The sequence below is a fragment of the Lysinibacillus xylanilyticus genome, assembly GCF_001183605.1.
GTDB lineage: Bacteria > Bacillota > Bacilli > Bacillales_A > Planococcaceae > Lysinibacillus > Lysinibacillus xylanilyticus.
In genome coordinates, this window is record NZ_LFXJ01000007.1 from 19,092 (window position 1) to 31,004 (window position 11,913).

Annotated in this window: 10 protein-coding genes; all 10 read left to right on the forward strand. The window is 37.7% G+C overall.

Going from position 1 to position 11,913, the window contains the following annotated elements; translation table 11 throughout:
* Positions 1–47: 47 nt before the first annotated feature.
* The 10 genes from purR to spoVT all read left to right on the forward strand — a co-directional run bounded on the left by purR (position 48) and on the right by spoVT (position 11,767).
* Positions 48–881, forward strand: a complete 834-nt coding sequence (gene purR / locus ACZ11_RS14960) for a pur operon repressor (protein ID WP_049667359.1) — start codon at positions 48–50, stop codon at positions 879–881.
* The gene (locus tag ACZ11_RS14965; protein ID WP_049667360.1) at positions 878–1,252 is read left to right on the forward strand and encodes a RidA family protein; all 375 of its coding nucleotides are present in this window, start codon (positions 878–880) and stop codon (positions 1,250–1,252) included. The genes purR and ACZ11_RS14965 overlap by 4 nt, the downstream gene beginning before the upstream one ends.
* A gap of 378 nt (positions 1,253–1,630) precedes the next feature.
* Entirely contained in the window at positions 1,631–1,933 is a 303-nt protein-coding gene (gene spoVG / locus ACZ11_RS14970) for a septation regulator SpoVG (protein ID WP_049667361.1), read from the forward strand.
* Positions 1,934–2,196: 263 nt separating this feature from the next.
* Positions 2,197–3,567 (forward strand): bifunctional UDP-N-acetylglucosamine diphosphorylase/glucosamine-1-phosphate N-acetyltransferase GlmU, encoded by a 1,371-nt coding sequence (gene glmU, locus ACZ11_RS14975; protein ID WP_049667362.1) that lies wholly within the window; start codon positions 2,197–2,199, stop codon positions 3,565–3,567.
* A 24-nt stretch (positions 3,568–3,591) separates the two neighbouring features.
* A complete protein-coding gene (locus ACZ11_RS14980; RefSeq protein ID WP_049667363.1) occupies positions 3,592–4,551 on the forward strand; it encodes a ribose-phosphate diphosphokinase in 960 nt (319 codons plus the stop codon).
* Between the two features lie 630 nt (positions 4,552–5,181).
* The gene (locus ACZ11_RS14985) at positions 5,182–5,766 is read left to right on the forward strand and encodes a 50S ribosomal protein L25/general stress protein Ctc (RefSeq protein ID WP_049667364.1); all 585 of its coding nucleotides are present in this window, start codon (positions 5,182–5,184) and stop codon (positions 5,764–5,766) included.
* 287 nt (positions 5,767–6,053) lie between these two features.
* Complete coding sequence (pth, locus tag ACZ11_RS14990) at positions 6,054–6,614, forward strand: aminoacyl-tRNA hydrolase (RefSeq protein WP_049667365.1); 561 nt, start codon at positions 6,054–6,056, stop codon at positions 6,612–6,614.
* A gap of 223 nt (positions 6,615–6,837) precedes the next feature.
* Positions 6,838–7,065 carry an anti-sigma-F factor Fin gene (locus ACZ11_RS14995; protein ID WP_049667366.1) on the forward strand — a complete coding sequence of 76 codons (228 nt, stop codon included), beginning with the start codon at positions 6,838–6,840 and terminating at the stop codon, positions 7,063–7,065.
* Positions 7,066–7,201: 136 nt separating this feature from the next.
* Complete coding sequence (gene mfd / locus ACZ11_RS15000; protein ID WP_049667367.1) at positions 7,202–10,714, forward strand: transcription-repair coupling factor; 3,513 nt, start codon at positions 7,202–7,204, stop codon at positions 10,712–10,714.
* Positions 10,715–11,230: 516 nt separating this feature from the next.
* Positions 11,231–11,767 (forward strand): stage V sporulation protein T, encoded by a 537-nt coding sequence (gene spoVT / locus ACZ11_RS15005; protein WP_049667368.1) that lies wholly within the window; start codon positions 11,231–11,233, stop codon positions 11,765–11,767.
* Positions 11,768–11,913: the final 146 nt, after the last annotated feature.

Sequence of the window (11,913 nt, forward strand, 5' to 3'; positions counted from 1 at the left end):
TTTATGTTAATTTTACCTATAAATATTCGTGTTTAGGAGAGGGTCGCATGAAATGGAAGCGTAGTGAACGACTAGTTGATATGACGTACTATTTACTAGAACATCCACATCAGCTGATCCCGCTAACTTATTTTTCTGAACTATATCAATCTGCAAAGTCTTCCATTAGTGAAGATTTGACGATTGTAAAAGAAACTTTCGAAGAAAAAGGAATCGGGTTATTGATGACAGTACCGGGCGCTGCAGGAGGAGTTAAGTATATTCCTAAAATGTCCGAGGCTGAGGTCCGTTTAGTTATTCATGATTTAAAGGCGGAGCTTGAGCATTCAGATCGTTTGTTACCAGGCGGTTATTTATTTATGACGGACTTACTCGGCAATCCAGATTTAATTAATCGAGTTGGAAAGGTATTTGCATCCGCATTTGCTGATCAACAAATTGACGTCATAATGACTGTCGCAACAAAGGGAATTTCTATTGCCCACGCGATTGCAAGACATTTAAATGTACCAGTTGTTGTTGTCAGAAGAGATAGTAAGGTAACTGAAGGATCTACAGTCAGCATCAACTATGTATCTGGTTCTTCCAGAAGAATTCAGACAATGGTATTATCAAAAAGAAGCATGAAGAGTGGACAACGAGTGCTAATTACTGACGACTTTATGAAGGTCGGTGGTACAATGAATGGCATGAAAAATCTATTAGAGGAGTTCGACTGTCAGCTAGCTGGTATTACAGTGCTAGTAGAGGCTGAGCATGCAGACGAAACTTTGGTAGACGATTATTATTCACTAGTAAAGCTTCATGAGGTCAATGAAAAAGACCGTACAATTGCATTAAGTGAAGGTAACTATTTTTCTAAAAGGGGAAATGACAAATGAAAGTAGTAGCAACAACAAATGCACCAGCAGCAATTGGACCATATTCACAAGGGATTATTGTTAATGGCATGTTTTATAGCTCAGGCCAAATCCCACTAACAGCAACAGGCGAATTAGTGGAAGGCGATATTACTGTTCAAACAAATCAAGTATTTGCAAATTTAAAAGCAGTTTTAGCAGCTGCTGGATCATCTTTGGACAATGTTATTAAAACAACCGTTTTTATGAAGGATATGAACGACTTTGTTGCAATGAATGAAGTATATGCTAGCCACTTTGGCGATCATAAACCGGCTCGTTCAGCAGTAGAGGTTGCACGACTACCGAAAGATGTAAGCGTAGAAATTGAAGTTATTGCCATCGTTAAATAGAAATTTTTTAGCTCACTAGAAGAGAATGATTAGTTCTTTTAGTGGGCTTTTTTTATTTTCAATCAGCTATGCTTTTTGCGCGAAAGGAAGCGAAGCGGCAGCGGCAAATGTTTTCTGCGCAAAAGCAAAGCGACAGCGGCAAATATAAACCGTTGGAATCATTAACCCAAAATTATGTTCAAAGTCATACCAATGTGGGCAACATCGTATAGGGCAACTGACAAACAATTGTCAAAATTTAAGTAAATTAAAGGAAAAATTATACTAATAAGTATTCAAATTTTTTAGAAAATTTGATAGACTATAAAAAGGAAAATATTCGGTAATAAAGAATATTATTTTTTCATTTAGGCATCTAAGAAGAGAGGTGGTGAGAAAATGGAAGTTACTGATGTGAGGTTACGTCGTGTACAGACGGAGGGTCGCATGCGTGCGATTGCTTCCATTACACTCGACAATGAGTTCGTAGTTCACGATATTCGTGTGATTGATGGCAATACAGGTTTGTTCGTTGCTATGCCAAGTAAACGAACGCCAGACGGTGAATTTAGAGATATTGCGCATCCTATCAATTCTACTACTCGTAATAAAATTCAGGAGATAATTTTAAACGAGTACCATAATTCAAGTGAAGTAGAAGCTACGGAAAAAACAGAAGAATTAGAAAGTATTGGCGTATAGTTAATAGGGAATAAATGTCGATTTAACTATCGAATTAATACTTATGGTGAAAGTAAATAAAAAGAGCTCTTCTTAATTTGAAGAGTTCTTTTTATTTTGAGAATAAGAGAAAATGAGCAATTTTAGGACATACATATTAACATTCGAGCATAAGGTGCATTTGATTTGGGAATTCATCTTTTTGTCAAGTCAACATGCCTTGAAAATAGATGGGTTTTGCTATATAGTCATAAGAGAAAATGAGCGTATTGGAGGACTTACAGATGAGCAACATTTTTGCTGTCATTTTGGCTGCAGGTCAAGGTACACGTATGAAGTCCAAATTATATAAAGTGCTCCATCCAGTATGTGGGAAGCCAATGGTGCAACATGTGGTGGATCACATTCAAACGTTAGATGTGAATCGCATTGTAACGGTTGTAGGACATGGTGCAGAAAAGGTGAAACAACAGCTTGGCGATAAAAGCGAGTACGTTTTACAGGCTGAACAGTTAGGGACAGCTCATGCTGTACAACAGGCTGAGGCAATTTTAGGTAGCGAAGAAGGGACAACATTAGTTGTTTGTGGCGATACACCACTTATTCGCCCTGAAACAATGCAAGCTTTGTTCGAGCATCATCAAGCAAAGAATGCTAAAGCAACTATTTTAACAGCTATTGCTGAAAATCCAACAGGCTATGGTCGTATTTTACGTGGCGACAATGGACAAGTGGAGCAAATTGTTGAGCAAAAGGATGCTTCAGCAGAGCAGCAATTAGTTAAAGAGATTAATACGGGCACATATTGCTTCGATAATAAAGCGTTATTTGAGACATTGAAGCTTGTGAAAAATGACAATGCACAGGGTGAGTATTATTTACCTGATGTGATTGAAATTTTACAAAAACAAGGCGATGTCGTTGAAGCATATGTAACGCGAGATTTTGAAGAAACACTGGGTGTCAATGATCGTGTTGCTCTGTCTCAAGCAGAGACGCTAATGCGTACAAGAATTAATGAAAAGCATATGCGTAACGGTGTCACAATTATTAACCCAGAAGCAACATATATTAGCGTTGACGCAATGATTGGTCGAGATACTGTCATCCAACCAGGCTCTATGATTGAAGGTACAACTGTAATTGGAGAAGATTGTATAATCGGGCCTAACACACAAATCGTAGATAGCCGCATCGGTGATCGAACAACTGTGCATTCTTCTGTTGTGCGTGAAAGCGTTGTAGCAGAAGAAACAGCTATTGGACCGTTTGCACATATTCGACCACTTTCTGACATTGGTAGCCATGTGAAGATTGGTAACTTTGTAGAAGTGAAGAAAAGTAAACTGGGTAATGACACGAAAGTATCACACCTAAGCTATATAGGTGATGCTGAAATCGGGAGTAATGTCAATATTGGCTGTGGTTCCATTACAGTAAACTATGATGGGAAAAACAAGTTCCAAACAATTATTGAAGATGATGTATTTGTAGGATGTAACACTAACTTAGTAGCGCCAGTGAAAGTTGGAAAAGGTTCATTTATTGCAGCAGGATCTACAATTACAAAAGAAGTTCCTGAGGATGCACTTGCTATTGCTCGTGCAAGACAAGAAAACAAACCGAATTATGTAAGCAAATTAAATTCAAAATAATTATCAACTAAACAGGAGGCCATCATGCCGTATCATTATGCAAACTCACAATTAAAAATATTTTCGCTTAATTCAAATAATCCACTTGCTCAAGAAATTGCGCAAGAAATGGGTGTTGAATTAGGTAAATCTTCTGTTAAGCACTTCAGCGATGGAGAGGTTCAAATTAGCATTGAAGAAAGTATTCGTGGTTGTGATGTGTTTATCGTGCAGTCTACTTCTGCACCTGTAAACGAACATTTAATGGAGCTTTTAATTATGGTAGATGCTGTAAAACGCGCATCTGCTCGTACAGTAAACGTTGTAATGCCTTACTATGGTTATGCTCGTCAAGACCGCAAAGCAAAAGCACGCGAGCCAATTACAGCTAAATTAGTAGCAAACTTACTTGAAACTGCTGGTGCAACACGTGTTATCGTTTTAGATTTACATGCACCACAAATCCAAGGCTTCTTCGATATTTTAATTGACCATTTGATGGCAGTACCTTTATTATCTGATTACTTCAAATCAAAAGGTATCCCAGAAGAAGAAATCGTTGTTGTTTCTCCAGACCATGGTGGTGTAACACGTGCTCGTAAAATGGCAGAACGTTTAAAAGCACCTATTGCAATTATTGACAAACGCCGTCCAAAACCAAACGTTGCAGAGGTAATGAACATTGTTGGTAATGTTGATGGTAAAGTGGCAATCTTGATTGATGATATTATTGACACTGCAGGAACGATTACAATCGGCGCGGATGCATTACGTGCTGCTGGTGCGAAAGAAGTTTATGCTTGCTGTTCTCACCCAGTATTATCAGGTCCAGCAATCGAGCGTATCGAAAACTCTTCAATTAAAGAATTAGTTGTAACAAATACAATCCAGCTTCCTGAAGAGAAAAAATCTCCAAAAATTACAGAGCTTTCAGTAGCTAAATTAATGGCAGATGCAATCTCTCGTGTCTATGAAAATAAATCTGTAAGTACTCTATTTGATTAATATAAATAAATAAATCCCAATATATGTCTTATTAAGGACGAATCTACGCTTGTAAGTAGATTTGTCCTTTTTTTCATGTCTATTTTGTTTGAATTTTCTTATAAAAGGGTATATGGTAATTGTGACTTAATAATATTTACACTACTTTATAAAAAATAGTTTACCGCCTAAAGTTGGGATATATTTTGTTAAAACGTAAGTTATGAATAAGTTGATTGGAGTGAAGGCTGGGCTACTCCTTGGGGATCAGCGATAGAGGAACGAAGGCTAAGAGCATCTGATAACGCCTTCACGACCTACATCGTGCGTTAGCACTACGCTTTCGCGCAAAAGACATCTGTTGCCCCAAGCAGCTTATCGGACGTCCCCAGGAATCTTTGCTCTGTGCGAAAGCGAAGCGACAGCAACAAATATTTTCTGTAGCGACAGCTACAATGTTTTAACTGTGCGAAAGCGAAGCGACAGCTACAAAGCGCCCAGTCGGTACGGAAATCAACCCCACGTTATGGTGATGAGCTAGGTAAATATTATTATAGCCTTAACAAATGTCATTGATTTTATCGAAAGCAGTGAAGCAGTGACATTTATAATAAGGCGTAAATAAATTTTTCTTGGAAGGGGAAGTATAGTATGAGTACAGTATTAAGTGTTAAAAAGCGCGAAGCTGGGCATCGTTCGACATTAACCCAACTTAGAAAAGGGGGAGCCATTCCTGCAGTTATTTACGGCTATAATTTAGATTCAACCCCAATTTCTATTTCAGAGAAGGAATTCAGAAAGTCCGTTCAAAAGAATGGGCAAAACGGTGTGTTTTCCATGGAGTTAGATGGGAAAAAAGTGAATGTTGTTGTGTCAGAAATCCAACAATGCTCTATGAAAGATGAAGTAAATCATATCGACTTTTTAGCAATTAATACGTCCGAAGTGATAGAGTCTGAGGTGCCTATTAAACTTGTTGGAGAGTCAGTTGGTATTAGTGTGGGTGGCATATTAATGCAACCTAACTTAGACGTAAAAATTAAAGTAAAGCCAGCAGATATACCAGAAGCTATTGAAGTTGATATTACTGAGCTTAAAATTGGTGAAACAATTACGGTAGCAGATATTCGAGATAAGATTGAATTTGATATTATCAGTGAAAATGATCATACATTGATAACGATTATGGCTCCGGCTGTAGTTGATGAAGAAACAGCAGACATTGCACAGGAGTAAGAGTAAATAGATATGTTAAGGAAAGGCTACTAAGGAAGGCTAAAAACTTCTTTAGTAGCCTTTTGTATCTTACATAATTGAATTTATGGCGACATTATTCGTATATTAGCTTTTGCTTCTTTAATTACGACATGTGTTATTTTACCGATATGTATGGTTAAAGTGAGGATTTCTAATAATATCAAGCTATTATTGAACTGTTTACTTTCAAAAACTGTACAAACTGCTTTCTTAGTGCATGATATGGTAAAATAATGACTATTAGATTTGAAAGAAGAGGGGTACTTATGAAAATTATCGTTGGTTTAGGAAATCCGGGTAAGCCTTATGAGCATACAAGACATAATATTGGCTTCGATGTTATCGATGCTTTAGCTGAAAAATGGGGTACGCCTTTAACTAATTCGAAGTTTAATGGTATGTATGCAACGGTACATCGTCCTGAAGGAAAGGTTCTACTTGTTAAACCTTTAACATATATGAATTTATCGGGGGAATGTGTTGGGCCCCTTATGAACTATTTTGATATTGATGTGGAAGATTTAATCGTTATTTATGACGATTTAGATTTAGAAACAGGGAAATTACGCCTTCGCCAAAAAGGAAGTGCGGGTGGACATAATGGTATTAAATCATTAATTCAGCATTTAGGCACACAAGAATTTGATCGCATACGTGTTGGGGTTAATCGCCCGCCAGCTGGGATGAAGGTAGCGGATTACGTGTTGTCAAAATTTACAAAAGAAGATCAAGTTATTGTTGGCGAAGCTATTGAAAAGTGTGTAAATGCTGTAGAAGGATCTCTTTCAAAGCCATTTCTTGATGTGATGAATCACTTTAACGGGTAACAATAAGTTAAAGTGTAGTATGGATATTAAAGTAATCTAGGATGACGATTAAAATGGTTTTTCCTGCGACTACAGCTAATTAAATATATAGTATAGTCTTAAACACAATGCAAAAACTATTCTCTATTCTAAATGGCGCTAAGGCAAAATTGGAAGTGCATAATCTGTTTTAGAAATGTCTATACTTTAAGTAGTAAGTTGCTTAAAGGAGGATGATTTGGAGATGTCAGTTCGCTATCGATGTCGGCATTGTGAAGTAGAAATAGGAACGCTACCATTTGATGCAGATGATACAATTCGAAAACTTCATATTTTCGAATTGGGTGAAGCGGATGATTATGTTGAAAAAGATCAGCATGGTCACACAACGGTGCACTGCATTTGTGAGCAATGTGAGGATTCGCTGAAACAATATCCAGATTATCACGCACTCAATAAATGGATTCAATAATTGGAAGGATGCTTTGGCGTACATCACGTGCGTTCAAAGCTTTTTCCATTGATAAATATACAATAAAGATGCATATTATAGTACTAGATTACTAGTAATGGCGAATAGAATTATGCGCTGAAAGGAGCTTTTGACATTGGAAGTTTTACGACAGCTTGTGATGCAGGACAAACATATCACATCATTTTTACAGGAGATTCAGAGCGGTCAATCTGCTACACAGCTTATAACAGGATTAACAGGAAGCGCGCGCCCGGTAATGGTCGATGCGTTATTTGAATATGTAAAAAAACCTATTTATATTGTATCTCCTAATCTATTGCAGGCACAAAAAATGGTTGACGAGCTGGCGGGACTTTTAGGTGAGGAGCATGTCCATTATTATCCTGCCGATGAGTTTATTGCTGCCGATTTGGCTGTTGCCTCTCCAGAGTTACGTGCTGAGCGTATCGCTACACTTGATTGCCTAGCTAGAGGTGAAAAAGCTGTTTATGTGATACCAGTTGCGGGCTTACGCAAAATGATGCAGCCTAAAGAGCATTGGCTACAGTATTTTTTACAAATTGCAGTAGGCGAAGATATTCAAATTGATGAATGGTTACAAACGTTAGTAGAGATGGGGTACGTGCGTAATTCGATGGTGACAACACCTGGAGAGTTTGCGCTACGTGGGGGCATATTAGATATATATCCACCATATTTAGAGGCGCCGATTCGTATAGAATTATTTGATACGGAAGTTGACTCAATTCGAACATTTTCTGCGGATGACCAACGTTCCATTGATAAATTGCAGAAGGTTCGTATTCTACCAGCATCAGAAGTTATTTTGACGAAAGCAGAAAGAATAGCATTGGCAGGCCGTTTAGAAACTGCTTTAGCGACAAGCTTAAAGAAAGTCAAAAAGCAGGAGACGAAGGAATTACTGTATCAGCATATTCAATATGATATTGAGTTGTTACAGCAAGGGAATTTGCCAGATTACGTAAATAAATATGGTTCGTTATTGTATGAGAAAACATCATATTTAGGAGATTATTTTGTACATGATGGCATTGTATTGTTTGATGAGCTCGGACGTATTCAGGAGGTTATGGATGCCTGGGAGCGTGAAGAGGATGAATGGTTTTTATCATTAATTGAAGAAGGAAAGATGGTGCATGATGTCAAGCCAGCATTTTCTTTGAAAGAAATTCTAGCAATGTTGTCTCAGCAAAAACTATATTTCTCATTATTTTCACGAACATTTGCAGGTGTATCCTTTAATAAGACGACGAACTTTTCTTGCAAGCCAATGCAGCAGTTTCATGGCCAAATGTCATTATTACAAAGTGAGGTTGAACGCTGGCTATTTGGTAAATTTACAGTACTAATTGTTGCGAGAGATAAAGATCGTGTTAAACGTGTACAGCAAATGCTTGAAGAATATGATATTCATACGACAGTCGGTAATCCGACAGAAGCGGGTATTTATATTGTAGATGGCTCACTATCTAGTGGCTTTGAATTACCACTACAACGCTTGGTGATTGTCACAGAGGATGAGCTATTTAAACAACAGGCGAAGAAAAAAGCGCGTCCTCAAAAAATGACAAACGCAGAACGTATTAAAAGCTATACAGAAATTAAACCAGGTGACTATGTTGTACATGTACATCACGGTATTGGGAAATATATTGGCCTGGAAACATTAGAGGTAAATGGTACACATAAAGATTACTTACACATTCGATACCGCGCTGATGATAAGTTATATGTTCCAGTAGAGCAAATAGATTTAATCCAAAAATATGTAGCATCTGAAGACCGAGAACCGAAGCTACATAAACTAGGTGGAGCAGAGTGGAAAAAAGCTAAAGCAAAGGTATCCTCTGCTGTACAAGATATTGCAGATGATTTAATTAAGCTGTATGCGAAACGTGAAGCAGAGAAAGGCCATGCATTCGCGATTGACAATGACGATCAGCGCAGTTTTGAGGATTCTTTCGCTTATGAAGAGACAGAGGATCAGTTACGTTCAATTATCGAAGTAAAACGTGATATGGAGCGTGAGCGTCCGATGGATCGTCTTGTATGTGGAGACGTAGGATATGGTAAAACGGAGGTAGCGATTCGTGCGGCATTTAAAGCAATTCAAGATGGCAAGCAGGTAGCTTTCCTTGTGCCGACAACGATTTTAGCGCAGCAACATTACGGAACGATTCGTGAGAGATTCCAAGACTTTGCTATTAATGTAGGTCTCTTGTCTCGTTTCCGCACAAAAAAAGAGCAAACAGCGACGTTAAAGGGTTTAAAAGAAGGGCAAGTTGATATTGTCGTTGGAACGCATCGCATTTTATCTAAAGATTTAATATTCCAAGACCTTGGACTGCTGATTGTTGATGAGGAGCAGCGTTTTGGTGTAACGCATAAAGAAAAAATTAAACAACTAAAGACGAATGTTGATGTACTAACGCTAACGGCAACTCCGATTCCAAGAACACTTCATATGTCGATGGTAGGTGTTCGTGATTTGTCGGTAATTGAAACGCCACCAGCAAACCGTTTCCCTGTGCAAACATATGTAATGGAGCATAGCGGTGCATTAGTGCGGGAAGCTATTGAGAGAGAAATGGCGCGTGGTGGGCAAGTATTCTACTTATACAATCGTGTAGAAGATATGGCTCGTAAGGTTGATGAAATTCAAATGCTTGTTCCAGAAGCGCGTATTGGGCATGCGCATGGCAAAATGACGGAATCAGAATTAGAATCTGTCATATTAGCCTTTTTAGAAGGTGACTATGATGTGCTTGTAACGACAACCATTATTGAGACAGGCGTGGATATACCAAACGTTAACACATTGATTGTTCATGATGCTGATCGAATGGGCTTAGCGCAGCTTTATCAATTGCGTGGGCGCGTTGGGCGTTCTAATAGGGTGGCATATGCTTACTTTATGTATCAACGAGATAAAGTTCTTACAGATGTAGCTGAGCAAAGGTTACAGGCGATTAAAGAATTTACAGAGTTAGGTTCAGGATTTAAAATCGCTATGCGTGACTTATCTATTCGTGGTGCGGGTAACCTGCTTGGAGCGCAACAGCATGGCTTTATTGATTCTGTTGGTTTTGACTTGTATTCACAAATGCTGCAAGAAGCGATTGCTGAGCGTCAAACAGGTGTGAAAAAAGAAGAGAAGCCTGACATTGAAATTTTATTGAGTGTTGATGCATATATTCCGGATGTATACATTCCTGATGGCTATCAAAAAATTCAAATGTATAAACGTATTAAAGCAATGGATCAAGTGGAGGAGTACAGCGAAATCATGGAGGAATTACAAGATCGTTTCGGTGATCTTCCAATTGAAACAGAGCGTTTATTGCGAATTGCACGTATGAAGGTATGGGGCTTAGGTACAGGCGTATTTTCTGTAAAAGAAAAGCAAAAAATTATCACAATATTGTTGTCTGAAGAAGGTACAGGACAAGTTGACGGTGGTAAAATTGTGGAAGAATCCATGAAATTTGAACGTGCTGTCGGTTTTGGTATGGATGGTATGCAATTGAAATTAACGATTGATGAACGAAAGTGTGGGAAATATCAACCCTTTGATATTTTAGAAGAAATGATGCATATTATTGCTAACGCCAAAAAACAACAGTAGAAAAAAGCTGATCTTATTCTCTAGGAGAATGATCAGCTTTTTTTGTTGAAGAACAAAAAATACAAGGAAATCTTTGTGAATGTTGTGGCACTTTATCTTCATTTGATTATTGGACTTTAGACTGTATGACTCCTTAGAGATCGATATCGCAAATTGAGACTCATAAGCTAGATAGTAGGGAAAATAAGGTTAAAAGTATTACCTGTTGTGGTGGTAATTTTATGATAAACATCCTTTTGTCTTATTGACGAAATGATGAAGGTTGAATTATTATTATTTTTTGTTAAAAATATTTTATAAAATATTTATAAAAATTTGTTTTTGTGGTTAATCTAATATAAGTTGATTGAAGTTGAAAATTCTACATGTTTTATGTATTCGCTTAGGGGTTTTTAAGGCCTTTTGAAAATATTGTTGGGTGTGAAATCCTTTTTCTTCAGTTTTTGCATAGATTGCTTCATAAAATACCATACTAAAATTGAAAAAAATTTCATGTAGCGAAAGCGAGGATTTAGAATGAAGGCAACAGGGATTGTTCGTCGTATTGATGATTTAGGGCGTGTGGTTATTCCAAAAGAAATCCGTAGGACGCTACGTATTCGTGAGGGTGACCCGCTAGAAATTTATACAGACCGTGAAGGCGAAGTCATTTTAAAGAAATATTCTCCAATTAATGATTTGGGAGAATTTGCAAGAGAATATGTAGAAACATTATATGAAACGTTAGGTACTCCAGCATTTGTAACCGACCGAGATGAAGTAATTGCTGTCTCAGGAATCGGTAAGAAAGAGTATATTAATCGTCGTATTACATCCTTTGCGGAAGGTTTTATGGAAGAGCGTTCAACAAAAATAGAAAAAATGGAAACAACTATCGAGATTGTTCCTGGTCAATATGAGCAAGTGAAGTCTTATTGTGCAGCGCCAATTACGGTAAATGGTGATCCGATCGGCTGTATTATCGTATTGTCTAAGGTACATTTTGTCGGCGAGGTTGAAGTAAAAGTCGTAGAAACAGCTGCCAACTTCTTAGCTAAACAAATGAATAGTTGATGAGATTTGAAAGTTATTGCGCTGACCTTTTTAGGGATGACAATAACTTTTTTTTCGTACATAGTTTAATGATAGTGCTACCCGCGCGCGTCAAACTTTGGGGATATGCTATACTATTGGCATTGTTAAGAAGGAAAGAGGGCAAT